Source organism: Cyclobacterium sp. SYSU L10401 (assembly GCF_010993705.1).
Classification (GTDB): Bacteria; Bacteroidota; Bacteroidia; order Cytophagales; family Cyclobacteriaceae; genus Cyclobacterium.
In genome coordinates this window covers 125,267-150,287 of sequence record NZ_WOFO01000012.1, presented here as the reverse complement: position 1 = coordinate 150,287, position 25,021 = coordinate 125,267, and the positions used below count along the sequence as shown (strand labels likewise).

Genomic DNA, 25,021 nt, shown 5'->3' with positions numbered 1-25,021 from the left:
GGATCCGAAAGACACCACAGATAGCACAGATTTAATTTGAGGATCAATGCAAAAACCCCTTATATGTTCTTCTATGCCTTATGTGGTTACCTTTTTTTACCATATAAGACATATAAGGACACATAAATATGTCGTAACCCCTTCCATGCTCTTATTTTGCTTATGTGGTTCTTTTTTTTTAAATATATAAAGGCAAAGTAAGCAAAAGGTTTCTATTTTATATCTGTAAGGTCTTTCAGGGGTAGACGACAGAAAGTGTATTAAATTCACCTGGGAATGAGAATGTTATTTAACATCCTTTTCTATTATCCTGGGGTTAAGTTTTACCTTTCTTTTGTCTGCATTTCGCCTGACTCTCATGTTAATCAGTTCTGTTCCCAAAGAAAAGAATACCGTAAAGTAGATATAACCTTTTGGTACCTCCACATGGAATCCTTCAACCAAAAGCATGAACCCAATCAAAATCAAAAAGGCTAGGGCCAGTACCTGTAGGGTAGGGTTTTTATTTACAAATCTGCTAATGGCCCCTGCAAAAGCCATCATGATGCCCAAAGCTACTACCACGGCTATGATCATTAAAATGATTTCATCTACCAGGCCTACTGCTGTCAGGATACTGTCGAAGGAAAAAATAATATCCAAAAGGATGATTTGAAAGATTACTTCCGACATTTGTTTTGCCGAATTGGGTTTCACCTCTTCTGCCTTTCCTTCCATTTTATGGTGGATCTCCATAGTGGATTTGAACAACAAAAAAAGTCCACCCAAAGCTAAAATCAAATCTTTGCCACTTAAGTTAAACCCAAAAATAGAAATAAGGGGTTGGGTGAATTGGATGATAATGGAAATACCCAACAGAAGGGCAATTCTAAAAAGTAAGGCAAAGCCCAATCCCAGGTTTCTGGCTTTGGCTTGCTGGTTTCTGGGCAGTTTGTTCGAAATGATGGATATAAATATGATGTTGTCTACGCCCAGTATTATTTCCAGGAAGGTAAGGGTTAGCAGTGCAATCCAGGTTTCGGTGAGAAGAAATATTTCCATGGTCAGTTTTTAGTAAAGGAAATGTAAAATAATTTTACACCTGTTCGAAAAAGTAGAGAGGAATGTCCAAATGAAGACACCCTCTCCTGATTTTTTGGGAATCAACCTATTTTAATGATCACACATTTAGGGATAAAGAGGTTGCCTTTTAAACATACAACATCCTCTGTAACCGCCCAAATAGTTGTTTCTACTTGAAAGGGATTATGGTATTGGTCGAGAAAGGTGATTTTCACTTTTCCGTGCTCCAAATTTCCCAATTGCATGGCTCTCTCCAAATCCATATTCCTTATATTCACTTCAACTGGATCAGATAAAACTTCTCGTTTGGGATACCTGAAATTGGCCAGCTCCTCTTTGGTTATTATTTTCATTTGACAAGGGCCATTTTGGCTTGTTGATGAATGGAAGCAATTATTTCCGTTTCCCATTTCTTTATCAGAATGGTTTCTCCAAGGAGGTCAGAAAATGTTTCCCCATCATAAAATTCTATGGTATGGACCAGCTCAGCCTTTTCCGAATAAAACAACAACTCCAGTTTGTCGATCACCTTTCTGCTCGATGTTGGGCTTGCCACTTTATGGGATTCCTCTTTGATCCGCACATTATTAATCAAGAGTAAATCAATCAAGACAGGCGAACAGGAATGGATGTCTTCTGAATAAATAAGCTTCCCTTTTTTGGGATCCATTCCAATGAAGTATTTATTTCTCCACAGGTCTTTCACTTGTATATGCAGTTGTTGGTTTTTTTCAAAATCAGCCAGGAGTTTTTCTGCCAATGCAACCCTGGCTTTTTCCTTTTTATTGTTGAGGTAAAAAGGCATAATAAAGGCTATGATGGCCACCATTGCCATTGATAGTGTGATGATATCTAAATCAAACATGATGTTCTTGTGTTTTGGCAGGATCAGATAGTGAGCTGCCGGGTGAATTTTTTGAAAAAAATGGCCCTACCAGTTAAGGCAAAGGGTTTTCCTGCCACAAATTTTTGAGGAGGAGTGAATGAAAAACAAGAACTACCAAAAATAATGACTGGGGAATAATGCTTCCCTGATACCAAACCTGATCACTACAGCCTGGGCATTTAAGAACACATTATTGATACAATCATCGAATTGGAATAATATTTGGGAAAATGAAAAAACCAAATGGTCCCCAAATTCAAAAATATTTTTTGGTAAATGGTTTTGAGTCTGTAGCCCCTCATTTATCAGGGCAATTGGGTTAGTCAGATCTTCGTAGGCCGGATTAAAAGAAATGGTACGGACAGAACCTGCTACATTTAGAGGATCAGTTGCCCCTGAAAAACTCATAAAAAAATGATATTGAAAGACTACTAAAATAGCCAGGACAAAACCCGTAGAAGCTTTCATTAATTTTGACATGGAGGTCATATTATCCCTAATATGGTTTCTTACGACACATTTGAAAATTAGTTTTACTTAATGGGGAAAGGTGCCCATATTTTTTTCGCTCTATCCCTGAAGTTTGTCAACGCTGTTTGATTGCATCCCGAAAACAATTTGGTCATGCCCCACTGGCCCATGAATTAAACTTTCCGGTAGATCAGCCAGGTAATCGGAGACCACAAAAAAGCCAACACCTTTCAATGTGAAGGATGTTGGCTTTTTTGTGGTAGGGAGATAGATTGTTATCTGGCCGGAGTAATCTCTATTTTCCGGAATTCAATGGCACCGTGGTCACCCTGCAACATCAGTGGTCCAGGTTGTCCTTCATGGCTGTCCAGAGCTCCTCCGGTAATGCCGGGAATAATCTGGTCGCAAATGACTTCTTTACCGTTTGCAACGATGGTGACCCTGCGGCCTATCAGGGTAATATCAAAGGTTTGCCAGACTCCTGGAGATTTTACAGCCATCTCGTTTGGCGTTAGAAATCCATAAACGCCTCCAAAATAAATGGAAGAAGGAGGTGTTCCTTTGTTGTCTTCAATTTGCACTTCGTATCTACCTCTAAGGTACACGCCGCTGTTACTACCCTCCGGGTAGCGAAACTCTACGTGTAGCTTAAAATCTTCAAATTCCTGGTCAGAAATAAGGTTGGCTCCGGCTGTTTTGCTGGTTAAAACACCATTAATAACTTCCCATTGGTTCTGTTCCTTGTCGGCATGCCATCCAACCAGATTTTTCCCATTGAAAAGCTCAATTGTTTTCCCCCATTTTGGTGGGTTTTCACGGATCATTAGGGGAGCCTTTTCTCCGGTAAAGCTGTGTTTTTTCCCCATACTGCTGGTGATGGTTCCGGTCAATTGTTCTCCATCCAATTTCCCTTCAAATACCATGTCTCTATCTGAATCGTCCCATTGGGGAGGAATAGAGAAGCTGATTGTACCATTTTGGTAATTCACCCTGCTAATCGGCCTGGCACTGCCGTTGTGGGCTACGAAATATCCTACCAAAGTTCGGATGCCGGATAATTTGACTTCCAGCCAGGAAGGGGCTTCCTGTCCGTCCATGTCAACGGTTAGGTTCCACCTCCCCTGTATTGCTGTCATCTCCTGAGCATGTATCACCTCACCTGAAAAGAAAAAGGTCAATAGGATTAGTATGGTTAATTGAAATTTTTTACTCATCATGTTTTTATTGATTAATAATTTTTAAAATTACTGGATTTTTACTTGGTTTTAAAATAGAATTTAAAAATAATCTCCTAAACTAACCTTTCGGTCGTAAAATGAAAAACCTTTTTGGCGAAGGTGAATTTGCCCCATCATAGCCTGACTTTTTATCGTAAATTTATTCTCAGTTATTTTTGTTTTAGAGAACAGGTATTCCCTGTTCTCGGTTTGTTTCATCCATTTCAGGAAATCATTAGCAAAAGGATACCAGAAGCAAGGCCAATTAATCCACCTACTATTAATTCATCGTTTTGGTGCCTGCCCAGTTGTTTTCTGGACCAGGCAATAAAGGGAATGGCCATGAATAGCAAGATGGCCGGCAGGTAATGAATTTGCCAAAATCCCAGGGCAACATAGCCAGCTACGGCCATGTGTAGGGATACTTTCAACCAGAAATTCAATACAAACGAAACCACCACCAATAGAAGCAAAACCAGGCTTCCTGCCAGTACCGGCCAGGGTTGATTACTGAATAAGATGAATAGGATGACCAAAAGGGTAAGTGCCAGTATCAGTGCAAACATGGAATACCTGTCCCTTCTCACAGAGACATCAAAATTGGTATAGATTCCTTTTTTGGTTCTGCTTTGATTCCATATGACAAAGGGTAAAATGCCAATGACAATTATAGCTGTAAGGGTCCAGGTAGCCTTCCATGGCTCGTGTAAGTTAAAAAAAGTATAGGCCATAAATATAAGAATCAGGCTTATGGGGTGTGCCAGTCGGGAAATGATCAGTGCCAGGCGATTTTTCAAGGTTGGTTGAAGTAGTCGTTTGTTTTTATTTTCAAAAGTAACTGTTTAAAGTTGTCATTTCCTAATGCATATTTCGGGTTAAACTTTCGCCCCTAACGCTAAATGCTGTAATTTAGCGGACGCTTAACAAAAACCAAATTCGCCCACCGGGCACAAATATAAATGGAAGTAGCCGTAATCAAATACAATGCAGGCAATGTGCAGTCGGTGCTGTATGCCATGGAGAGGTTGGGAGCCAATGCTACCTTGACAGATGATTGGGAAACCATACAAAAAGCCGATAAAGTCATCTTTCCAGGCCAGGGTGAAGCAAGTACTGCCATGCAATACCTCAAGGAAAGGAAATTGGATCAATTGATCAAATCATTGGAGCAGCCTTTTTTTGGCATTTGTCTGGGCTTGCAACTGCTCTGTGAGTTTTCTGAAGAATATGACACCCAATGCCTGGGGATATTTCCAATTCAGGTGAAGAAATTCCCACCCCTGGATAAGGTACCCCATATAGGGTGGAACAATTTACAAAACCTACAATCTCCCTTGTTGGCAGGCTTGGATGAATCGGCTTATGTATATTATGTGCACAGTTACTACGCAACGGTTGATCCTGCATTTACCATTGCGACTTCTCACTACATAGAGGATTTTTCAGCTTTGTTGCAGCGGGATAATTATTATGCCATTCAGGCTCATCCTGAAAAAAGTAGTTTGGCAGGAGAAAAAATTTTAACCAATTTTCTGAATTTATAATGGAAATCATTCCGGCAATTGATATCATCGATGGAAAATGTGTGCGACTAACCCAGGGAGACTACCATCAAAAAAAGGAGTACGCTTCCGATCCGGTAGAGGTAGCCAAAAAGTTTGAAGCGGCAGGGATTCAAAGGTTGCACCTGGTAGACCTGGACGGGGCAAAAGTAAAAAGGATAGTAAACAAAGATGTGCTGAAAGGCATTTGCCAGGCGACTTCCCTGAAGGTAGATTTCGGGGGAGGCGTACAATCTGATGCAGATATTTCCCTGGCATTTCATTTAGGGGCCAGGCAAGTTACTGGGGGTAGTATTGCTGTCAAGAATCCGGATTTATTTACCCAGTGGCTCCATACCTATGGAGGCGATCGCTTGATATTGGGAGCAGATGCCAGGGACCGGAAAATAGCCATTTCTGGTTGGCAGGAAACTACTGCTATGGACTTGATCGACTTCATCAAAGATTATCATGAGAAAGGAATACAATATGTGATTTGTACCGATGTAGCCAAAGATGGCTTGCTTCAGGGCCCCTCTTTGGACCTGTATAAGGAAATTATAGAGGAGATCCCGGGTATAAATCTGATTGCCAGTGGGGGTGTAGCTACCATGCAGGACCTGGAGGAATTGGAGAAAGTGGGAGTACATGGTACCATTATTGGGAAGGCATTTTATGAAGGAAAGATTTCATTAGCGGAACTCAGTACTTTTATTCAGAAATAATATGTTGACAAAGAGAATCATACCCTGTTTGGATATTAAAGAGGGGCGGACCGTTAAAGGCGTAAATTTTGTAGAGTTGAGGGATGCCGGGGATCCCGTAGAGCTGGGTAAGATTTATGCAGACGAAGGAGCGGATGAACTGGTGTTTCTGGATATTACGGCTACTGTAGAAAAGCGGAAAACGCTGGTAGCGTTGGTTACCAAGGTGGCCAAAACAGTGAACATTCCTTTTACTGTAGGGGGAGGTATCTCAACAGTAGATGATATAAAGGCATTGCTGAATGCCGGTGCAGACAAAATCAGCATCAACTCTGCCGCAGTAAAAAAACCAGGAATTGTTGATGAGATGGCAAGGGAGTTTGGGAGTCAGTGTATAGTGGTAGCCATTGATACCAAAAGTTTGGATGGAGTAGATTTTGTGCATACCCATGGAGGTCGTAAGCCTACTCTTATTCAAACCCAAAAATGGGCCAAAGAGGTTGCTGAGAGAGGAGCTGGAGAAATACTGCTAACCTCAATGGACCACGATGGTGTAAAAAACGGTTTTGCCAATGAAATTACCGGAGAGATTTCTTCCATGCTAAGTATTCCTGTCATCGCTTCAGGTGGAGCAGGTAATATGCAACATTTCAAGGATGTATTTAATGCTGGAAAAGCAGATGCGGCGTTGGCAGCGAGTATTTTTCATTTTAAAGAGATCCCTATTCCCGAGTTGAAAAAATACCTGCAGGCTGAAGGGATTAGTATAAGACTGTAAAACGTAATGTTCAGAAAGTAAACAGGGCAGTTACCTGTTGTAAGATGCTATTGATAAAAATGATGGATAATTTGACTATTGATTTTGAAAAGGTAAATGGCCTGGTTCCGGCCATCATTCAGGATATAAACACCAAAGAGGTGCTCATGTTGGGTTACATGAATAAACAGGCACTGGATAAATCTTTGGAAAGTGGAAAAGTGACCTTTTTCAGCCGGACCAAACAAAGGCTTTGGACCAAAGGGGAGACTTCAGGCAATTTTTTAATGATTAAAAAGGTGGAATTGGACTGTGATGCCGATACACTTTTGATTCAGGTAAACCCCAAAGGGCCGGTTTGTCACAAAGGTGATGACACCTGTTTTGCCCATGAAAATCACAGTAAAACTTTTTTTATTGATGAGTTGAGAAAGGTCATCAAAGAGCGGAAAAACAAGCCCTCTAATAAATCATATACCTCATCCCTGTTTGCTGCAGGAATCAATAAAGTGGCTCAGAAAGTGGGAGAGGAGGCAGTCGAAATTGTTATTGAAGCCAAGGACAACAATAAGGATTTATTTATCGGGGAAGCCGCAGACCTTTTGTTTCACTATTTGGTTTTACTGGAAGCCAAAGGATATGAATTGGAAGAAGTGATGGAAGTATTGATCAACCGGCATCAAAAGTAGGTATAATGGCCGGACGGACAAATTTATTTGTTTACGGTACCTTGAGAAAGGGTTTTAAACATCCAATGGGTAAATTTTTGGAAGAAGAAGCAGATTATCTTGGGACAGGTCATATTCCAGGTTTACTGTTTGACCTGGGGCCGTATCCTGTCGCAGTCACTTCTGCAAAACAAGATCAGCAGGTATTTGGCGATGTGTATGCCTTTACTGAAAATAGCGACCTGTTGTCTATTTTGGATGATTATGAAGGGCTGGGTGAAGTGTTGGAGACGGGGGTGACTTTTGAAAGAAAACTAATGCTTGTAAACTTAGTTAATGGACATCCATTGAAAGCCTGGGTTTATTTACATACGGGTTATATTGATCATATGATTCCCATCTCTTCAGGAGATTACCTGGCCCATAAAAAAAGCTAATATATTGTTGGGGTCAATTTGGAATTAATACAAGGTATTTTTTTATATTTGTTTGATTTACAGTTACTTATTACTTCTCTTTTTCTGACCTAAATATAGAAGCAATGAAAGTGTTAAAAATCATTTTGATCATCCTATTGGTCTTGATTGCCATCCCCTTGGTAGCGGCTTTGTTCCTGCCAAAAGATTATGCTGTCAAACGAGAAGTTATAATCAATAAACCTCATGAGGAAGTGTATGGCTATGTCAGGATGTTAAGAAACCAGGATAATTTCTCTACCTGGTCATTAAGAGATCCATCTATGAAAAAGACTTATACCGGCTCAGATGGGCAGGTTGGGTTTATTGCTGCCTGGGAGAGTGAAAATCCAGATGTCGGGGTGGGAGAGCAGGAAATTATTGGTATCAATGAAGGAAAGCGAATCGATTATGCACTGCGGTTTAAGGAGCCTTTTGAAGCTTCCGACAGGGCCTATATGGAATTTGAGGAGCTCCATTCAGGCCAAACCAAGGTGATATGGGGATTTGAAGGGCGTATGGATTATCCTATGAATGCCATGCTGGCTTTTATGGACATGGAAAACCTGATTGGGAATGATTTTGAAGAGGGATTACAGCGACTCAAAGAAATTCTTGAATAGACCCCGGTTAATTCCCCTACAAGGACTTGTTCGTATTTTTTGTGTATGGCTATTGCTGGTTCCTGGACTTGTTATCGGAAAAGAATGAAAAAAATTCAATGTCTCTTGCTATTTTCATAGGTGTTCCTCGGCTTGGTCAATCGGTGAAATCCTTTTCCAATGCTACAGGAATTCATTGGTTTTTTTAAAATAATTATTGGCAGGCAATTTTTCTTTTTGGATTGAATACCCATTAGTTGATGATGTACGTGTAAATTGTGTATGTCAGATTTTTATTTTGGTTTTTTATAAAAATACTTATGAACATTCTGTTTTATTTTTGGTTTCCTAGTTGTAACAAATAAATCAACTTACCATGAAAAAATTAATGAGTGTATTCGTAATGGCATTGATGTTGTCCGCAACGGTTTTTGCCAATGATGATGAAAAAAAGCCTGTGAAAAAAGCAGCTGACAAAGACATTGTCGATCTTGCTGCTGGCACAGATTTCCTGTCTACTTTGGTTGCCGCAGTTAAAGCAGGTGGACTGGTAGACGTATTGAAAGGAGATGGCCCTTTTACTGTTTTCGCACCGACTAATGATGCCTTTGCCAAATTACCTGCCGGGACAGTCGAAAACTTATTGAAGCCTGAGAATAAGGATCAGTTGGTTAAGATCCTCACCTATCATGTAGTTCCAGGAAATATTAAAGCCTCTGATCTTGAGAATGGAATGGAAGTAGAAACAGTCCAGGGACAAAAAATAAAAGTGATGCTGGCTGATGGGAAAGCCATGATTAATGAAGCTACAGTAACAGCTGCAGATATTGAAGCTACCAATGGAATGGTACATGTGATTGATTCGGTGATTTTGCCGGAAATGTAAAAGAAAAATCCTAAAAGAACCGTTTCCATCTGGGAACGGTTTTTTTATTTTAGCTTGAGTACATTTTTTTCCAGGAAGACTACTTCCTCATACTGATTCAGACTCAGGCAAAACTCAATGTCTCTTTCCAGGTGGTGATTTTGAAGTCTTTTGGCATGGGAGGCTTTTTGCAGAAAGTTGCTTAAATCTCTCCCGGCATTTTGAAACACCGCTTCCATGGCCATTGTGGCATCACATTCATGCTCCCATCCCAATGCCAGTGACAAAGCCCCTGCAAATAGTGCGTCCTCAATATTGAACTTTCCTTTCCAACCAGCACAAACCACCAGTACGTCCTTTTGTGTGGTCTCCAAATAATTGACCAGGGCAGTGATGTTGAGAAAGGCACCAATGAGTATTTCCGAAGCCTCATTTTGGACAAGCGAAATGGCCCTTGTACCATTCGTGGTGGTCATGGCTATCTTTTCACCGGAAAATTGCCAGTTTAAATAAACCAGAGGGCTGTTTCCAAGATCAAATCCTTCCGCCTGTTGCCCATTTCTTTCTCCCGCAATTTTCCATCCCTGGTTTTTGTAGGCCCGGCATTGCTCCAGGTCTTTTACGGGCAGGATACAGGATACCCCATTGGCAAGGGCGGTAACCATGGTGGAGCTTGCTCTGAAGATATCCACGACTACCACTGTTTTGCCCTTTATCTGGTGTAAGTGGATCAGCTCGGGGCTGATGCAGGTTTCTATTGTTCTCATTTCTTGAGTAAGGGGAGTTTCTCAACCATAGCTTGTATATTTTTCTTTCTTACCGAAATGGCAATTGGCGTACCGGGTTTGGCATAGGCAATGTCCACGTATCCGAGGCCAATGCCGATGCCCATACTTGGAGAAATACTTCCAGAAGTCACCTCTCCGATCGGGCTGCCAGTGCTATTCACTATGGGATAATGTGCTCTTGGAATACCTTTTTCCTTTAACTTAAAACCAACCAGTTTTCGTTTGACCCCATTCTCCTTTTGCGCTTTTAAAGCCGAATGGTTGATGAAGTCTTTGTTAAATTTGGTAATCCAACCCAAGCCGGCTTCTATGGGAGAGGTTTCATCTGTAATGTCATTGCCATAGAGGCAATAGCCCATTTCCAACCTAAGGGTGTCCCTGGCACCAAGCCCTATGGGTTGTATGCCCAAACCTTCGCCAGCTCCAAATATAGCGTCCCAAACTATCTTTGCATCTTTATTTTTTACATATATTTCAAATCCTCCGGCACCGGTGTAGCCTGTGGCCGAGATGAGCACTTCATCCACGCCGGCAAGGGTTCCTGATTTGAAATGATAAAAAGGGATTCCAGCCAGGTTAATTTCAGTGAGGGGTGCAAGGGTCTGCAGGGCCAGTGGACCTTGAACTGCAAAAAGAGAGGTCTCATCAGAAATATTCTCCATCTCAGCATTCATGACATTATGGGCTGTGATCCATTTCCAGTCTTTAATTATGTTGGAGGCATTGACTACCAGCATGTAAGTGGATTCCTCCATCCTGTAGACCAGCAGATCATCTACAATGCCTCCCGTTTCATTGGGCAGGCAGGAATACTGGGCTTGTCCTATAGAAAGCTTAGAGGCATCATTGGTAGTAACTTTTTGAATCAGCTCCAGGGCATGAGGTCCCTTTATTAAAAATTCCCCCATGTGGGAAACATCAAATACCCCTACCTTTTCCCTGACCAGCAGGTGCTCGGCAATATCTGAGCTATACCTTACAGGCATGCTATAGCCTGCAAAAGGCACCATTTTGGCTCCCAGAGATTCGTGGACATCATTCAGTGTGATTTTTTTGATCGGATCCTGCATAGGTTTTGTGATTAGGGGGATTTTGAAAGCCTAAAGGTAATCAATGTGCTGAAATTTCCTGAAAAGGCCATAAAAAAAGACCACTTCAGAAATGAAGTGATCTTTATGGATTCAGGATTATTTTACCCTCCGTAGCCGGGGTTTTGTACCAGTTCGGGATTGGCATCCATTTCCCTTTGCGGAATGGGAAGGACTAATCTGGGGTCATCATAATCGTATTGCAGGTCATTGCTGTTGTTGTCCTGAATTTCCCCTCTGGTCCTTTTTACATCGTGGATAAAATGACCTTCATGGGCAAGCTCCAGCTTCCTTTCCATCAGAATTTCTTCAAGGGTCAGGCTGTTTTTTTCTGGTAGGTTCACCCTTGTTCGAATCAGGTTGATGTCTTCCAATGGAGTGGCCCCTACTGATGTTCCTTCCCGGAAATTGGTTTCAGCCCGTGTAAGGTACATTTCTGCCAGTCGGATTACTTTGACATTTCGGAATTGGTCTCTCCATTTATCTGTTCGTATTTCCCCGGCTCTTTCTACAAATTGTTCCAGTCTTTCATCGCGCTCCTCGTATTGGTTGATATGGGCATCCAGAATGGTGACATCTCCGTCTCTACCGCCGAAATCCGGCGTAGAATAAAAAAGGTGCATGTTATTGGCAGGATCCTGGGGGTTTACCTGTATGGCAAACAAATCTTCCTGGGTATCTGCCTCATTGTTAAAAGCTGACATGTAATTATCCAATAAGGATTTTCCATTTGCTGTGGCAATGGTAATGCTCCGATCGGCAGCATCCCGGGCATCTGCGAAGCGTTCCATTTGTAAATATATTCTGGAAAGCAAAGCCGAAGCCACATAGTTTCTGGCGAAAAAGCCATTGGTAGCAGGAAGTAACTCTTCTGCGGTTTCCAGGTCTGTCAATGCCTGTTGGTACACTTCTTCTACAGAATTCCGGGGAAGCAAATCTGCTGCTGATACTTCCCTTGTAGGACTTAATACCAGTGGAACAGCCAGATTGGTATTGGTATTACCGGATACATAGGGCATCCCGTAAAGTTTGGCTAATTCGAAATAGATCGCCCCTCTGATAAATAAAGCTTCTCCCATAACCCTGTCCCTGTCGGCCTCATCCACCAGGTCGATCACGTCCAATATATTGTTGACCACATTAATGGCACTGTAGGATCTGAGCCAGGTATTGGTAATGAATGAATTGTTGGTAAAGATACTTTTATTGAATACCTCCCGTGGTTGGTTAAATGTTCCTTCCCAACGGATCTCATTATTGGCGCTGAGCATTTCTGCATATAAAATGGATCTTCCACCCCAAAAATCCTCATGCCTCATATTGGCATAGGCACCTATCAAAACCCTTTTGATATTGGCATCACTGTTTAAGGCGATTTCCTGATCCACACTTTGGGCAGGAGTCAGGTCCAGCTGATCTTCACATGAAGAAAAGAACACGATTGTACTTAAGATAATCGAAAATTGTATGTTTTTGAATTTCATTGTTCTCTGTTTTAAAATCCTATATTAAGACCTAAGGAGAAAGTTTTTGCTTGAGGGGCCGAATAAAAATCATTGCCCTGGAAAACATTGGAATCCGAAGTAGTACTTCCCAGGTAATCTGCATTTACTTCCGGATCCCATCCCATATAGTTGGTAAAGGTGAGCAGGTTTTGCGCCATCAAGTAAATTCTGGCACTGCTGACCCTCATCTTGTCTATTAAGGAGGAAGGCAGGTTATATCCAAGGGAAAGCGTTTTCAAGCGCACATAGCTTCCATCGGAAATATACCGGCTGGAAGCATTACAACCATTACATTCGCCCAGTCTGGCCTGAGGGATGTTGGTAATGTCTCCTGGTTCTTGCCACCTGTTAAACTGGATTGCTGTGCTGTTGTCAAACCAATCCCCATTGGCTGCATAAAAACCACCGCCTCCTTCGTAGATTTCGTTTCCAAATACTCCCTGAAAAAGAAAAGACAGCTCTAAATTTTTATAGGTAATATTGTTGGTAATTCCTGCAATGAAATCCGGATTGGGGTCTCCTACCACCATTCGTGCCGCTTCGTTGTAGTCGCTCGTTGTTTCTGTCTGTTGCTCATTGCTGTAATACAGGGCATCCCCATTGTTAGGATCTACTCCGGCATATCTTGGTCCGTAAAACACCCCGATCGATTCCCCAATGAAAATTCCATTCAAAAACCGGGAAGAGGAGGGAGGAATGGAATTCTGACCTTCGGCAAGTTCCCGTACCCGGTTGATATTTCGGGCAAAATTAAAGGATGTATTCCAGCTAAAGTTTTGGTCTGCATAATTGGCGGAGTTCAGCACCACTTCAAAACCGTAATTCTGCATTTTACCGATATTTTGTCTTTGGGTAGCAAAACCCGTGGTGCCTGGAACAGGTACCAGGAGCAATAAATCACTGGTTTGCTTGTCGTAGTAATCCAGTTCACCGGTAATTCTATCATTAAAGAAACCAAACTCAATCCCCAAATTAAATTGAGCGGTGGTTTCCCAGGTCAGGTTCGGGTTTGGGATCTGGGTAGGTTCCAAACCTGGTTGAAGTCCATAAGAAACAGGACCAAACAATCCAAGGTGATCAAAATTACCTATTTCCGCATTACCGGTTAATCCATAAGATGTTCTTAATTTCAACAAGCTTAACCCTTCAGATCCTTTTAAAAATCCTTCCTCAGTGACAATCCAGCCCAGTGACCCGGCAGGGAAAAAGCCGTATTTATTATTTTCGCCAAACCGGGAAGAGGCATCGTAACGGGCACTTACTGTCATGAGGTATTTATCATCCAGCTTGTAATTGATTCTCGAAAAGTAAGAAAGGAAGGAGAAATCAGTAAATGTAGAAGTACCTTCCACAATTTCAGCAGCAGACTCGAGGGTTTTTAGATCGTCGAGGGGGAATTCCTGTCCGTCTACACGGGTGTAATTGTCCTCTGATTTTTGAAAGGACATACCGGCTACTGCCTCCAACTGATGCCTGTCAGAAAAGGTATTGCTATAGGTGAAGTAGTTGTTGGTGTTGTAGTTGAAAACCCTTACCCATCTGGATGTTCCATAACCATTGGTCCCCTGTCCGGTGATGGTTCTGGATCCGAAAAAGCGTTCGTCACTTTGGTTGATGATGTCTACTGCAAAATCTGACCTGAATTTAAGGTTTTCGGTAAATTCATATTCTCCAAAGATACTGTTGATATTTCTGTAGCTGGTAGACAGCCAGTTAGCGTTCTCAGAATCGATCAGGTTGTTATAGTAGGTGGTAGTAGGGCGGTCGTTTAACACGCCGTTTTCATCTCGAATAGGGGTGATAGGGGCCAAGGCTACCAACTGAATGGGATTATTAAATTGGTTGTCTTCCGGCAAACGCGTGGTTTCGGTCCTGGCCAAACTAAAATTGGCACCTAATGTAAAGCGATCTGAAACTTTATGGTCTAAATTCAACCTTCCTGAAATCCTCTCAAAGTTATTCCGGATCATGATTCCATCCTGCTTGTCATAAGAAGTAGAAAAATAAAACCTGGTTTTTTCATCTCCTCCACTGGCCGAGAAATTCACATTGGTGACACCGGCATCAGGGTTAAAAGCCTGTTCCTGCCAGTCAGTATCTACGGCACCATCTCGCCAATCTGTATGGCCTGCATACCTGTCCAGACGACCCTCCACAAATTCAAGGTCTGAGTCTTCGTAGTCTGCGGGATTATTGATTGGGTCCAGTCCATTTGCCAGGTCATTGTTGTATCCTGACTCTCGCATCAACTCAATGTATTGGGCGGAGTTAAGGAATTCATTCCTTCGGGTAGGGCTACTGATCCCTCTTTGAATGCCCACATTAAATTTGGTCTTACCGGAGGTGCCGCTTTTGGTGGTGATCAATACCACACCATTGGAGGCCCTGGCACCATATATCGCTGCTGCAGAAGCATCCTTTAAAACCTCGAAAGACTCGATGTCATTAAAGTTGATGTCTGCCAATGGGTTGCTTTTTCCTATGGTACCTGATGAAGTGACGGGAATTCCATCAATCACATATAAGGGTTCATTTCCGCCGGAAATAGATGAAGTCCCCCTTACCCTGATTTTAACGCCTTCGCCCACTTTACCACTGGAAGATTCCACAAATACTCCAGACATTCGCCCCTGAAGGGCCTCCTGGAAAGAAGGCACCGGAACATTGGCAATTTCCGAACCTTTAAGGGAAGCCACATTTCCGGTAAGGTCGCCCCGGGTTACGCTACCATATCCTACTACCACTACCTCACCTAAGGTTTGGGCGTCGGGTTGGAGTGTAATGTCAATGGTATTTTGGTTCCCTACTTCTACTTCCTGAGGAATAAAGCCAATGTAGGAATAGATCAAGGTTTCCCCGCTGGAAGCAGATATGCTGTAGGTTCCATCAATATCGGTTACCGTTCCCCTATTGGTATTTTTTATACTAACATTGACACCAGGCAGGGTTAGGTTGTCCTCTCCGGATATCACTTGTCCGGTTACGGTTCTACTCTGGGTCCATCCTGTCATTGGCCATGCCAATAACATCATCATTACAATGAGTAAACTTCTTTGCATACTAATAAAGATTAGGTTTTTAATGAATTAGAGGTAATGTTGGGTGTATTAGCTCGATTCAAATTTGATGGCGTTTACTCCATCAGCTTATTCTAAGTTATCCACAAAGGTAAAATAAAATTGGACAATAATATAAAAAACCTCAAAACCTGTAATTTGGTTTAAAAACACCCCCTTATCAAAAAAAATAAATGTCGATTTGCTCAAAATGGGATAAAAAAAAGCCTGGTATGTATTACCAGGCTTTTCAATTTGAAAATTAACCTATAGGTGATTAAAACCGGTATTTTGCACTTACCATCACAAACCTCGTCTCTCTTTTGGCATAAAAAGATTGTCTGAAAGTGTTTGTCAGGCTGTTGCCCGCAAACCTTCGGGTATCAAAAATATCTCTAAAACTCACGGAAAGTGCTCCTTTATTATCCCAGAAACTTTTCTGAACGTTTGCATCTATATAGTATTGGGAAAGGTCTCTGCCCTGAGCCTCTATTTCTGCAGACTCATAGTTTCCTACCAACTGGAAGCTAAATCCTTTCGGAAGGGTGAAGCTATTCATTAGTTTGGTGTTCCAGGCAAATCCTTGATTGACAAACTCTTCACCTATATTTGAACCATCGACTCTGATTTGAAAGGCAGTGACACTTCCATTGATATTCCACCAGGGGGTAATGTCGGTGATACCTATAAACTCAATTCCGTAAGATTCAGCCGTGTTCAGGTTGGATGGTTGTGAATAGGAGATTCCGTCTTCAACGATGGTGACAAAATCCAACTGCCCATTCACATGCCGGTAAAACAAATTGGTGGTAAGGCTGGAATTTTCAAAATTTGCAAGATGGCCAAATTCCAGGGAATGAATCAATTCTGGTTGTAAGTCCGGGTTTCCCCTTCGGACACTCAATGAATCTGTAATATCAGGGAATGGATTCAATCTCCAGGCAGTGGGACGATCGATTCTTCTGCTGTAGGATAATTTAAGGGAATTTTCCTCATTGATTTTGTACAATGTTTGAAGGCTGGGGAAAAGATTAAAATATTCTTGCTGGTTGGACTCACCTGTATTTTCTAAAAAGGTGTCCACAAAGGTGTATTCTCCTCTTAAACCTACTGTATAATCAAATTTGGGAGAGGAGTTTGAGTAAATAAAGTAACCTGCATGTATTTGATCCTGATAAATAAACCGGTTGCTCACATTACTGTCTTCTACAAAATCCTGGATGTTTTCCTGAAAGCGGGTGTAAATATAATCATTGTCAAACTTTCTGATATTGGATTTAACTCCAGCTTCAATTTTGGCATCTGAAGATAACGGACTGGTAAAATCTGCCTGAAATATGGATACGTAACGTTTTTCATCTGTAAAAGCCCTTTCCATTCCATTCAGGTTTTCATCAATTGGTTCCAGGGTATTTCGGAAAATGTCAATATTCTGGATCTTATACTGGTTTCGGTAGGAATTACTTGCGATTACTTTAAAAGTTTTGTCTTTGTTATCAAAGGTTCTTTCATAAATAATGGCATTATCAAAGCCATCGTCAGCTTCTGTTTCCCTATTTCTCCTGACATATTCCAAAACCAGGTCGTTGGTTTCATTTTCCCTAAGCTCTGAATAGAGTGTATTTATTTGGCTATCATCACTGGTTTGGAAAAAACCTTCGTAGCTGATGATATTATTTCCAAAATAGTAATCGGCTCCAAAATTAAGGTTATGGCCAATATTTTCACTGGTGGAGTTGGTGTTCTGAAGCAAGGTTTCCTCATCTTCAAATATTTCCCGCTCTGTCCTTCTTTCTCCTATTGATCTCCACCTTCTGAAATTGTAACCCGCAAAAACGTTGTATTTTAAAGTACGGTGGTTGATATTAACTCCAGCATTCGTTCTTCCCCTTGTACCGTAAGTAAGCTCCCCGTTGCCATGCGTTCCGAGGTTTTCCCCTTTCTTAAGCACAATATCTATGACCCCAGCCTCGGCCTCGGCGTCATACCTGGCATTGGGGTTATTGATGATTTTAATTTGTTCGATCGCACTGGCCGGAATCTGGTCCAGGTTTTGGGTTAAAGAAGAATTCCTTCCATTGATTAAAATATTTGTTCCCGAGCTTCCTCTAAGAGTGATGGCGCCATCTTCAGAAACACTTACCGAGGGTGTGTTTCTCAAAATGTCAAGCAATGTTCCTCCCAGGTTAGAAAGGTTTTGGCTGGGATTAATGGTGAGTCCTTCAGCGTCAGATCTGATCGGAAATTTAGAGGATTGCACCACTACTTCTTCCAAATCCTGGTTTTCTGAAATTAATTCTATGGTTTCCAGATTTTGGTTGCTATCCAGATTAATTTCGATTTCTTTTTCATTATAACCAATTAAGAAAAACCTCAAAAGGTATTCTCCTCTGCCGGCATTGATGGAAAAGTTTCCGTCGTCATCGGAGTCTGAAAAAACTACGGGCCTACTTTCTCCCGGTTTATATAAGGCTACCTGAACAAAAGAAAGCGGATCTTTGCTGTCATTGGCTGTAAGTTTCCCCTTAAGGGTAAAGGTATCGCTTTGGCTATATCCTGTGTATGCAAAGCATAAATTAGCCAGGAAAAATAAAATGGAAAATAATTTAGTTGGTTTCATATCTGTTTTCGATTCGCTACAAGTTTAGGAAGACAATTTGAATCAATTTTGAAGTTGTATGGTAATCTGATGCTCCTCATTGATAAATGTGTAATCCAATAGGTAACCATGAATCCTACAGATTTGTTGGACGATAGACAGGCCTAAACCAATTGACTCGCTCAATGGATTTCCCTTTTTGAATCTTTTCAGGTATTCTGCTACATTCCCTATAGGTTTTGCTCCTTTATTTTTGATTTTCAGGTACTTATAATTGACCTCCAAGTGGATGTAGCCTGGACTTTCATTGTGTTTGATGGCATTGCTTAGCAAGTTATTGATGAGCATTTCAGCCATATTGGGATGCATATCAATTTTTACAGAAGGAGTTAATTGTTGATGGAGGGCAATGTTTTTGATGCTCATCAGCTCCTCATATTCCTTGAGGCAGTTTGAAATCAGCTGAGATAGTTCTATGGACTGGGAGCCTTCAAATTCCTGATTTTCCAATTTGGCTAAAGTGGCCAGCGAATTAACGATTTTAGTCATTTTTTCATTGGCATTATAGGCTGCCGCTATCCAGTTGGCCTGCTGCTTGTTGATAGGGCTATTGAGTAGGAGTTCGAGTTTACCAGATGCTACAGCGATGGGCGTCTGGATTTCATGGGACAGGTTCTCAGAAAATTCCTTCACAACCTTATAGTCACTTAAAAGCCTGGTGGACATTTTATTTAGAAAATCGTGCAGCTTTTCAAATTCCTCTGTCTTGGTGGGTTCAAATTCCAAAGGTTGGTTATCTTTAAAATTGAAGTTTTTAATATTCTCAAGACTTTGGTGAAAAGGTTGCAGGATTTTCTTTGAAACCAATCGACTGGTCACTGCGATAAAAATCAAGAGCATAATAAAAATAGCAACCATGGATTGTACCACGGTTTCCGTGATGTCATCTGATTCAATCATGATATTGTAGGTAGACATGTAAAAATGCCTCCCATTGACCAGATAGGATTTTCCGGCTTTGACTTGTCTCTCTACCTGTTCCAGGGGTTCATGCCAGGCCAATGTATCTCCGGAATGGAATGAAATCATGGCTTGGTCTGAAGGCAATTCTTTGATTTCCAATCGATCTTTGCTAAGCAAGCCGGGATTTTCCAGCGTCTCCATTTTTTTGGCATACCGGTCTAATTGCCTTTCCAGCTCCTTACCTTGTTCGAAATCGATTTCGGATTCCAGTTTATAGAAAATTAGCAGGCCTCCGATTAAAAAGACAATGATGGATATCCCAAGATACCAAATGGTAAATTGATTGATTAATTTCATTTTTCTGGAGAGGTGTTAAATTTATAGCCTATACCATAGACTGTTTCGATGTAATCTTTTCCTCCCGCCTGACAGATTTTTTTTCTAAGGTTTTTGATGTGCTGGTAGACAAAGTCAAAGTTGGCCAGGTCATCGGTATAATCTCCCCATAAGTGTTGCACAATCGCTTGCCTGCCTAGTACCCTGTCTTTGTTGGTCAGGAAGAAAAGTAGCAGGTCAAATTCTTTTTTGGTCAGGTCTAGCAGTGTCTGGTTGATCAGAGCTTGTAAATTTTCGGGATTAACCTGAATTTCCTTAAAGGTAAGGACATCTGACCCATCCAGTTGGTTTCTACGGTAAAGGGCTTTTAGCCGGGCATGTAATTCAGCCAGGTGAAAGGGTTTGGTAAGGTAATCATCTGCGCCTAATTCCAGGCCTTCGATCTTATCCCCTAGCGAGCCCTTGGCAGAAATAATGAGGATGTTACTTTTGGTTTGGTTTTTTTTGATCAAATCAATGAGTTCCAGCCCGCTTCCATCCGGAAGCATGATATCCAGGACGATACTGTCGTAGGTGTTGACCAGCAACTTATCCTGAGCATCAAAGCAATTGCTACAGGCTTCGCAGGAAATTCCAACTGATGCCAGAAACTCCGTGATATTGTCCGAAAGTTCTAATTGATCCTCAATTAAAAGAATTTTCATTGTTCAAATAAAGGAGGCGTTTTTGAAGTAAATCTGAAGCGATAGCAGGAAAGGCTTCCTGATTAGGTTGGACCAGGTCTGTGAAAAGAAAATAAAAATTCCGGACCGCAGACAAGTTTCACACGGTCTGGAATCTTAACAATATTCCCTGGAATTCAGATAGAAAAGCTTTCTCCACAACCGCAGGTTCTGGAAGCATTGGGATTGACAAATTGAAAACCTTTGCCGTTTAATCCGTCACTGAATTCCAATGTAGTACCTGCCAGGTACAACAGGCTTTTTCTGTCCACAATTATTTTGACTCCTTTGTCTTCAAAAACATGGTCTGTTTCTGAGGTGCTGTTGTCAAATCCCAAATCGTACATTAATCCTGAACAACCCCCACCTTTCACAGATACCCTGATATTTTCTTCCGTGTTCCTGTTTTCTTCCTGTCTCAATTCAAGGATACGATCCCTGGCTTTTTCTGAAACGATGATCATATCTTTTCAATTTTTAATTTATGACTTGCTCAATACCTTTTTAAACCAATAAGGTTGAAAATTAATTCCATTATATTTAATGGATCACCAAACAAAGATAGTAAAATCATGATGAAAATTGAACATATTGGCATAGCAGTGGAGGACCTGACGGTATCCAATCAGATTTTTGAAAAATTATTGGGTAAAGAGGCATATAAACAGGAAATGGTAGCAGGAGAAAAAGTAAAGGTGTCCTTTTTTCAGGTGGGGGACGTCAAGGTGGAACTGTTGCAGGCCACTGCCCATGATAGCCCCATAGCCAGGTTTTTAGCGCAAAAAAAGGAAGGTATTCACCACCTGGCTTTTGCTGTTGAAAACATCCAGGAAGAGGTGGAAAGATTAAAAGGTGATGGTTTTGCTTTTTTGAATGAGGAGGCAAAGGATGGTGCGGATAACAAATTAATTGTATTTTTGCATCCAAAATCAACCAATGGTGTATTGGTGGAATTGTGTCAGGATAAGAATGCTTATGGATAAGGAAAAAAGAACAGAGATAGGAACGCTTGGAGAATTTGGACTTATTGATCAGATAAGTAAGCATATCCACCTGAAACATGCCAGTTCCCTAAAGGGGATAGGTGATGATGCAGCGGTGCTGGCCCCTACGGATATGGTGCGTGTGGTGACTACAGATATGTTGCTGGAAGGAGTTCATTTTGATTTGTCTTACACCCCCTTAAAGCACCTGGGATTTAAAGCCATTGCAGTTAATGTCAGTGATGTGGCGGCCATGAATGCTGTTCCCAAGCAGGTCACCATAAGCCTGGGCCTATCCAACAGGTTTTCAATTGAAGCAGTGGAAGCCTTCTATGAAGGAATCAATCTGGCCGCTACGCATTATAACCTTGATGTGGTCGGTGGAGATACCACCGCTTCCAGATCTGGTTTAATCATTGGGGTCACGGCCATAGGAGAAGCAACAAAGGAAGAAATCAGCTACCGTTCCGGAGCGAAGGTGAATGATATTATTTGTGCAACAGGGGATCTTGGTGGAGCTTTTATGGGGCTTCAGGTTTTGGAACGGGAAAAACAGGTATTTCTTTCAGATCCCAAAATGCAGCCTCAGCTTGACAAATACCCCTATATCACAGGCAGGCAACTCAGGCCCGATGCCAGAATGGATATTATACACGAGTTTAAAGAATTAAACCTGGTTCCTACCAGTATGATGGATATTTCGGATGGATTGGCGTCAGAGCTTTTCCATATTAGCAAAGCTTCCGGGGTCGGGGTTGCCATTTATGAAGACAAGCTTCCCATCGATAAGCAAACTTACGATACAGCCCTGGAGTTTAATATGGATCCCATTACCTGTGTGTTGAATGGCGGAGAAGATTATGAACTTTTATTTACCATAGATCAAAAGGATTTTAATCTCCTGGAGAAGCATCCGGATATTCATTTCATAGGGCACGTGACTGCTCAGGAGGAGGGTAAGGTACTGATTACCAAAAGTGGAGCAGCAGTGCCCCTCAATGCTCAAGGTTGGCAGCATTTTTAACGGTCAAGTACAATCAGCAGGCTTTTATTCCCTTGTTTTGGTCATTCATTGGGGTAGGGGATGTAAAGGAAATTGGTAAAGGTTTCATCCACTACGAAAAGGCAACAAAACTCATCCGGATCTTTATAAGTAGCCTTAAACTGTTCCAATGCATCTTCCTTGATAAGTTTTCTTTGAAGAAATTCATCCAGGTAGGTGATGTAGTAATTCCAATCAATGGGTTTTTCATCCTTGCTGAGGAAAAGCTTCCCTATGGGTTGCTCTGTTTTGCTGATGGGAAAAATGGGATAATCTGAAAAACCTCTTTTTCTCACCTGATAGGAAGCTTCTTTAAGGGTTTCACAAATTTTTATAAAATCACTGCTGATAGTCCCCAGGTATTTTCCGTTTAGTTCCGGGTCATTTTCGTTGCTTATCATCATTGCTCATTCAATTCTAGTAATACTACATTTTCTACATGATAGGTCTGTGGAAACATGTCCACAGGCTGTATGCGCTTTACCTGGTATTTTTCCGAAAGCAGGGCCACATCTCTGGCCTGAGTGGCAGGGTTGCAACTGACATATACGATTTTAGGAGGCGACAATTTCAGGAGCATTTGGATCACGTCTTCGTGCATGCCCGCTCTTGGAGGGTCGGTAATGATTACGTCGGGTTTTTGATGCTGACTGACAAAATCCTCAGTTAACACTTCCTTCATGTCTCCGGCATAAAACAAGGTGTTGGTAAGCTGGTTGTGACGGGCATTTTCTCTGGCATCCTCTATCGCAGGCTCCACATATTCAATGCCAATCACCTGTTTGGCCTTTCCTGCGACAAAGTTAGCGATGGTACCGGTACCCGTGTAGAGGTCGTAAACCGTTTCCTCCCCGGTCAGTCCTGCAAATTCCCGTGCTACCTGGTACAAACGGTAGGCCTGAAGAGAATTGGTTTGATAGAACGATTTGGGCCTGATTTTAAATTTCAGTCCTTCCATGCTTTCCTCAATGTATTCTTTTCCGGCAAAAGTATGGATGTCCTGATCCAGAAAGGTCTCATTCTTTTTCAGGTTTACAATGTATAGCAGGGAGGTGATTTCGGGAAACCGCTCGTTAAGGAAGCGCATGGTTTGGTCTATGCCGGCCGGATCATCTTCACCAAATTGTACAATCACCATGGTTTGCCCATCGGCTGTATTCCTGATGATGAGGTTCCGGAGCAATCCGTTTTGGTGGATGATATCGTAAAAAGTCAGGTTTTGCTGCAAGGCAAAAGTTCTCAATTCATTCCTGATGTCATTTGAAATACCGTCCTGCAGGTAGCAATGGTTGATGTCAACTATCTTGTCAAACCTTTTGGGGATATGAAAACCCAGGGCATTTCTTTCAAGGTTTTCTCCGGAATCAATTTCTTCCCGGGTAAGCCACCTGTTATTGGAAAAGGTAAAGTCAAGTTTATTGCGGTAATACCTGGTATCTTTGGCACCGATGATGGGCATCACTTCCGGTAAGGGAACCTTGGCAATTCTTTGGAATTGATCCACCACCTGTTGCCTTTTATAGTTCATTTGAAGTTCATAGGAAATGTGTTGCCATTTACAGCCCCCGCAAGTGCCAAAATGTTCACAAAAAGGGCTTACTCTGTTCTCAGAATATTCATGAATCTGAATGGCCTCAGCCTCCATGTAGCTGCTCCTGCCCCTGGTTACCCGTACATCCACTATGTCACCAGGTGCCACATTGCTTACAAATACTACTTTTCCTTCATGGTGTCCCACGCATTTGCCTTCGCTTGCTATTCTTTCTATTTTCAGCCTTTGAAGGACCTTATTCTTCATTTTTCTTGACATAGGTTGCAAAATTAATGATTTTCGGTCAAAGGGATTAAATTTGTCCCGAATGCTTTCAGGTTTTTGCATAACTTGATAAAAATTAGCTATGGAAATAAAAGACAAAGTAGTAGTCATCACTGGGGCCACATCTGGCATTGGTGCTGCATGTGCCAGGGTTTTTGGACAAGCAGGAGCCAGGATTTGGATTACAGGTAGAAGCCAGGTGAAATTGGATGAAACTCTGGTCCTGCTTCAGAAAGAGGGAATCAATTGTGCCGGGGGAATTTGTGATGCTGCGGATCCTGTTCAAAATGAAAAAATGGCCCAAGATGTAAGGGAAAAGTTTGGCAGAATAGATATCTTGATCAATAATGCCGGTATCAGCATGCGTGCCCTATTCAGAAATTTGGATTTGAAAGTTTTCCATAGGGTCATGGATATCAATTTTTGGGGTACCGTTTATGCTACTAAATATTGCATGGATGACATCATAACAAACAAGGGTGCCATCATTGGTATTTCCTCCATTAATGGTTTCAGGGGTACTCCTGCCAGAACGGCCTATACAGCTAGTAAATTTGCTATGAATGGTTTTTTTGAATCCCTGAGGACAGAACTGATGAAATTAGGCGTCCATGTACTGGTGGTATGCCCGGGATTTACCGCCTCCAATATTCGGAATAATGCCCTGCTGGCAGATGGAAGTACACAAAATGAATCTCCCAGGGATGAGGAGAAGATGATGACGGCAGATGAAGTGGCAGCAGCCATACTGAAGTCCCTTCGGAAAAGAAAGAGAGACCTTATTCTCACCCGCCAGGGCAAACTGGCTTCATTTTTGAATAAATGGGTACCTGGAATAATGGACCAGGTGGTCTATAACCACATGGCTAAGGAAAAAGACTCACCTTTTAAGTAA

General features: G+C 41.8%; 26 protein-coding genes. 10 read left to right on the top strand and 16 right to left on the bottom strand.

The window, feature by feature from the left end:
- Positions 1-285 precede the first annotated feature (285 nt).
- The 6 genes from GL182_RS21720 to GL182_RS21695 all read right to left on the bottom strand — a co-directional run bounded on the left by GL182_RS21720 (position 286) and on the right by GL182_RS21695 (position 4,433).
- Positions 286-1,041, bottom strand: coding sequence for a TerC family protein (locus GL182_RS21720; protein ID WP_163381897.1), 756 nt, complete (start codon positions 1,039-1,041; stop codon positions 286-288).
- A gap of 101 nt (positions 1,042-1,142) precedes the next feature.
- Positions 1,143-1,415: a hypothetical protein gene (locus GL182_RS21715; protein ID WP_163381896.1), complete on the bottom strand. Its 273-nt coding sequence runs from the start codon at positions 1,413-1,415 to the stop codon at positions 1,143-1,145.
- Entirely contained in the window at positions 1,412-1,927 is a 516-nt protein-coding gene (locus GL182_RS21710) for a hypothetical protein (RefSeq protein WP_163381895.1), read from the bottom strand. Before GL182_RS21710 ends, GL182_RS21715 begins: the two co-directional genes overlap by 4 nt.
- A gap of 132 nt (positions 1,928-2,059) precedes the next feature.
- Positions 2,060-2,428 (bottom strand): hypothetical protein, encoded by a 369-nt coding sequence (locus GL182_RS21705; protein WP_163381894.1) that lies wholly within the window; start codon positions 2,426-2,428, stop codon positions 2,060-2,062.
- A 266-nt stretch (positions 2,429-2,694) separates the two neighbouring features.
- Positions 2,695-3,636 (bottom strand): DUF1080 domain-containing protein, encoded by a 942-nt coding sequence (locus GL182_RS21700; RefSeq protein WP_205603705.1) that lies wholly within the window; start codon positions 3,634-3,636, stop codon positions 2,695-2,697.
- A gap of 224 nt (positions 3,637-3,860) precedes the next feature.
- Positions 3,861-4,433 (bottom strand): hypothetical protein, encoded by a 573-nt coding sequence (locus GL182_RS21695; RefSeq protein ID WP_163381893.1) that lies wholly within the window; start codon positions 4,431-4,433, stop codon positions 3,861-3,863.
- 162 nt (positions 4,434-4,595) lie between these two features.
- On the opposite strand from GL182_RS21695, the gene hisH reads away from it, so the two are divergent.
- From hisH to GL182_RS21660, 7 genes are all read left to right on the top strand, one after another.
- A complete protein-coding gene (gene hisH, locus GL182_RS21690; RefSeq protein ID WP_163381892.1) occupies positions 4,596-5,180 on the top strand; it encodes an imidazole glycerol phosphate synthase subunit HisH in 585 nt (194 codons plus the stop codon).
- Positions 5,180-5,902, top strand: a complete 723-nt coding sequence (gene hisA, locus GL182_RS21685) for a 1-(5-phosphoribosyl)-5-[(5-phosphoribosylamino)methylideneamino]imidazole-4-carboxamide isomerase (protein WP_163381891.1) — start codon at positions 5,180-5,182, stop codon at positions 5,900-5,902. Before hisH ends, hisA begins: the two co-directional genes overlap by 1 nt.
- 1 nt (position 5,903) lies before the next feature.
- A complete protein-coding gene (hisF, locus tag GL182_RS21680) occupies positions 5,904-6,659 on the top strand; it encodes an imidazole glycerol phosphate synthase subunit HisF (RefSeq protein ID WP_163381890.1) in 756 nt (251 codons plus the stop codon).
- 62 nt (positions 6,660-6,721) lie between these two features.
- On the top strand, positions 6,722-7,327 hold the full coding sequence (gene hisIE, locus GL182_RS21675; RefSeq protein WP_163381904.1) for a bifunctional phosphoribosyl-AMP cyclohydrolase/phosphoribosyl-ATP diphosphatase HisIE: 606 nt from the start codon (positions 6,722-6,724) through the stop codon (positions 7,325-7,327).
- A 5-nt stretch (positions 7,328-7,332) separates the two neighbouring features.
- Positions 7,333-7,743, top strand: a complete 411-nt coding sequence (locus tag GL182_RS21670) for a gamma-glutamylcyclotransferase (protein ID WP_163381889.1) — start codon at positions 7,333-7,335, stop codon at positions 7,741-7,743.
- 104 nt (positions 7,744-7,847) lie between these two features.
- Positions 7,848-8,384 carry an SRPBCC family protein gene (locus GL182_RS21665; protein WP_163381888.1) on the top strand — a complete coding sequence of 179 codons (537 nt, stop codon included), beginning with the start codon at positions 7,848-7,850 and terminating at the stop codon, positions 8,382-8,384.
- Between the two features lie 355 nt (positions 8,385-8,739).
- Positions 8,740-9,249 carry a fasciclin domain-containing protein gene (locus GL182_RS21660; RefSeq protein WP_163381887.1) on the top strand — a complete coding sequence of 170 codons (510 nt, stop codon included), beginning with the start codon at positions 8,740-8,742 and terminating at the stop codon, positions 9,247-9,249.
- Between the two features lie 44 nt (positions 9,250-9,293).
- On the opposite strand, the gene GL182_RS21655 is transcribed toward GL182_RS21660, so the two are convergent.
- The 8 genes from GL182_RS21655 to GL182_RS21620 form a co-directional block, all read right to left on the bottom strand.
- Complete coding sequence (locus GL182_RS21655; protein ID WP_163381886.1) at positions 9,294-9,995, bottom strand: 2-phosphosulfolactate phosphatase; 702 nt, start codon at positions 9,993-9,995, stop codon at positions 9,294-9,296.
- Positions 9,992-11,086 (bottom strand): glycine cleavage system aminomethyltransferase GcvT, encoded by a 1,095-nt coding sequence (gcvT, locus tag GL182_RS21650; RefSeq protein WP_163381885.1) that lies wholly within the window; start codon positions 11,084-11,086, stop codon positions 9,992-9,994. Before gcvT ends, GL182_RS21655 begins: the two co-directional genes overlap by 4 nt.
- A gap of 122 nt (positions 11,087-11,208) precedes the next feature.
- Positions 11,209-12,588 carry a RagB/SusD family nutrient uptake outer membrane protein gene (locus tag GL182_RS21645; RefSeq protein ID WP_163381884.1) on the bottom strand — a complete coding sequence of 460 codons (1,380 nt, stop codon included), beginning with the start codon at positions 12,586-12,588 and terminating at the stop codon, positions 11,209-11,211.
- Between the two features lie 11 nt (positions 12,589-12,599).
- A complete protein-coding gene (locus tag GL182_RS21640) occupies positions 12,600-15,668 on the bottom strand; it encodes a SusC/RagA family TonB-linked outer membrane protein (protein WP_163381883.1) in 3,069 nt (1,022 codons plus the stop codon).
- Positions 15,669-15,942: 274 nt separating this feature from the next.
- On the bottom strand, positions 15,943-18,285 hold the full coding sequence (locus GL182_RS21635) for a TonB-dependent receptor domain-containing protein (RefSeq protein ID WP_163381882.1): 2,343 nt from the start codon (positions 18,283-18,285) through the stop codon (positions 15,943-15,945).
- Between the two features lie 42 nt (positions 18,286-18,327).
- Positions 18,328-19,584, bottom strand: a complete 1,257-nt coding sequence (locus GL182_RS21630) for a sensor histidine kinase (RefSeq protein ID WP_163381881.1) — start codon at positions 19,582-19,584, stop codon at positions 18,328-18,330.
- A complete protein-coding gene (locus GL182_RS21625) occupies positions 19,581-20,267 on the bottom strand; it encodes a response regulator transcription factor (protein WP_163381880.1) in 687 nt (228 codons plus the stop codon). The genes GL182_RS21630 and GL182_RS21625 overlap by 4 nt, the downstream gene beginning before the upstream one ends.
- A 155-nt stretch (positions 20,268-20,422) precedes the next feature.
- Positions 20,423-20,749: a HesB/IscA family protein gene (locus GL182_RS21620; RefSeq protein ID WP_163381879.1), complete on the bottom strand. Its 327-nt coding sequence runs from the start codon at positions 20,747-20,749 to the stop codon at positions 20,423-20,425.
- Between the two features lie 108 nt (positions 20,750-20,857).
- Here GL182_RS21620 and mce point away from each other — a divergent pair, with 108 nt between their 5' ends.
- Both mce and thiL read left to right on the top strand, forming a co-directional pair.
- Positions 20,858-21,268 carry a methylmalonyl-CoA epimerase gene (gene mce, locus GL182_RS21615; protein WP_163381878.1) on the top strand — a complete coding sequence of 137 codons (411 nt, stop codon included), beginning with the start codon at positions 20,858-20,860 and terminating at the stop codon, positions 21,266-21,268.
- Positions 21,261-22,292 carry a thiamine-phosphate kinase gene (thiL, locus tag GL182_RS21610; RefSeq protein ID WP_163381877.1) on the top strand — a complete coding sequence of 344 codons (1,032 nt, stop codon included), beginning with the start codon at positions 21,261-21,263 and terminating at the stop codon, positions 22,290-22,292. The genes mce and thiL overlap by 8 nt, the downstream gene beginning before the upstream one ends.
- 41 nt (positions 22,293-22,333) lie before the next feature.
- Here the strand turns inward: thiL and GL182_RS21605 are convergent, their stop codons facing one another.
- Both GL182_RS21605 and rlmD read right to left on the bottom strand, forming a co-directional pair.
- Positions 22,334-22,711 (bottom strand): hypothetical protein, encoded by a 378-nt coding sequence (locus tag GL182_RS21605; RefSeq protein WP_163381903.1) that lies wholly within the window; start codon positions 22,709-22,711, stop codon positions 22,334-22,336.
- On the bottom strand, positions 22,711-24,120 hold the full coding sequence (gene rlmD / locus GL182_RS21600; RefSeq protein ID WP_163381876.1) for a 23S rRNA (uracil(1939)-C(5))-methyltransferase RlmD: 1,410 nt from the start codon (positions 24,118-24,120) through the stop codon (positions 22,711-22,713). Before rlmD ends, GL182_RS21605 begins: the two co-directional genes overlap by 1 nt.
- A gap of 88 nt (positions 24,121-24,208) precedes the next feature.
- Between rlmD and GL182_RS21595 the strand changes: the two genes are divergently transcribed.
- Positions 24,209-25,021 (top strand): SDR family oxidoreductase, encoded by an 813-nt coding sequence (locus tag GL182_RS21595; RefSeq protein WP_163381875.1) that lies wholly within the window; start codon positions 24,209-24,211, stop codon positions 25,019-25,021.

Excerpts from the sequence above, each read along its gene's own strand:
- hisF (WP_163381890.1), top strand. The coding sequence starts at position 5,904 with ATGTTGACAAAGAGAATCATACCCTGTTTGGATATTAAAGAGGGGCGG.
- GL182_RS21595 (WP_163381875.1), top strand. The coding sequence starts at position 24,209 with ATGGAAATAAAAGACAAAGTAGTAGTCATCACTGGGGCCACATCTGGC.
- GL182_RS21715 (WP_163381896.1), bottom strand. The coding sequence starts at position 1,415 with ATGAAAATAATAACCAAAGAGGAGCTGGCCAATTTCAGGTATCCCAAA.
- GL182_RS21635 (WP_163381882.1), bottom strand. The coding sequence starts at position 18,285 with ATGAAACCAACTAAATTATTTTCCATTTTATTTTTCCTGGCTAATTTA.
- GL182_RS21630 (WP_163381881.1), bottom strand. The coding sequence starts at position 19,584 with ATGAAATTAATCAATCAATTTACCATTTGGTATCTTGGGATATCCATC.
- GL182_RS21655 (WP_163381886.1), bottom strand. The coding sequence starts at position 9,995 with ATGAGAACAATAGAAACCTGCATCAGCCCCGAGCTGATCCACTTACAC.
- GL182_RS21625 (WP_163381880.1), bottom strand. The coding sequence starts at position 20,267 with ATGAAAATTCTTTTAATTGAGGATCAATTAGAACTTTCGGACAATATC.
- hisA (WP_163381891.1), top strand. The coding sequence starts at position 5,180 with ATGGAAATCATTCCGGCAATTGATATCATCGATGGAAAATGTGTGCGA.
- GL182_RS21705 (WP_163381894.1), bottom strand. The coding sequence starts at position 2,428 with ATGTCAAAATTAATGAAAGCTTCTACGGGTTTTGTCCTGGCTATTTTA.
- thiL (WP_163381877.1), top strand. The coding sequence starts at position 21,261 with ATGGATAAGGAAAAAAGAACAGAGATAGGAACGCTTGGAGAATTTGGA.
- gcvT (WP_163381885.1), bottom strand. The coding sequence starts at position 11,086 with ATGCAGGATCCGATCAAAAAAATCACACTGAATGATGTCCACGAATCT.
- GL182_RS21660 (WP_163381887.1), top strand. The coding sequence starts at position 8,740 with ATGAAAAAATTAATGAGTGTATTCGTAATGGCATTGATGTTGTCCGCA.
- GL182_RS21665 (WP_163381888.1), top strand. The coding sequence starts at position 7,848 with ATGAAAGTGTTAAAAATCATTTTGATCATCCTATTGGTCTTGATTGCC.
- GL182_RS21710 (WP_163381895.1), bottom strand. The coding sequence starts at position 1,927 with ATGTTTGATTTAGATATCATCACACTATCAATGGCAATGGTGGCCATC.
- rlmD (WP_163381876.1), bottom strand. The coding sequence starts at position 24,120 with ATGTCAAGAAAAATGAAGAATAAGGTCCTTCAAAGGCTGAAAATAGAA.
- GL182_RS21640 (WP_163381883.1), bottom strand. The coding sequence starts at position 15,668 with ATGCAAAGAAGTTTACTCATTGTAATGATGATGTTATTGGCATGGCCA.
- GL182_RS21645 (WP_163381884.1), bottom strand. The coding sequence starts at position 12,588 with ATGAAATTCAAAAACATACAATTTTCGATTATCTTAAGTACAATCGTG.
- GL182_RS21670 (WP_163381889.1), top strand. The coding sequence starts at position 7,333 with ATGGCCGGACGGACAAATTTATTTGTTTACGGTACCTTGAGAAAGGGT.
- hisH (WP_163381892.1), top strand. The coding sequence starts at position 4,596 with ATGGAAGTAGCCGTAATCAAATACAATGCAGGCAATGTGCAGTCGGTG.
- GL182_RS21700 (WP_205603705.1), bottom strand. The coding sequence starts at position 3,636 with ATGATGAGTAAAAAATTTCAATTAACCATACTAATCCTATTGACCTTT.
- GL182_RS21620 (WP_163381879.1), bottom strand. The coding sequence starts at position 20,749 with ATGATCATCGTTTCAGAAAAAGCCAGGGATCGTATCCTTGAATTGAGA.
- hisIE (WP_163381904.1), top strand. The coding sequence starts at position 6,722 with ATGGATAATTTGACTATTGATTTTGAAAAGGTAAATGGCCTGGTTCCG.
- GL182_RS21720 (WP_163381897.1), bottom strand. The coding sequence starts at position 1,041 with ATGGAAATATTTCTTCTCACCGAAACCTGGATTGCACTGCTAACCCTT.
- GL182_RS21605 (WP_163381903.1), bottom strand. The coding sequence starts at position 22,711 with ATGATAAGCAACGAAAATGACCCGGAACTAAACGGAAAATACCTGGGG.
- mce (WP_163381878.1), top strand. The coding sequence starts at position 20,858 with ATGATGAAAATTGAACATATTGGCATAGCAGTGGAGGACCTGACGGTA.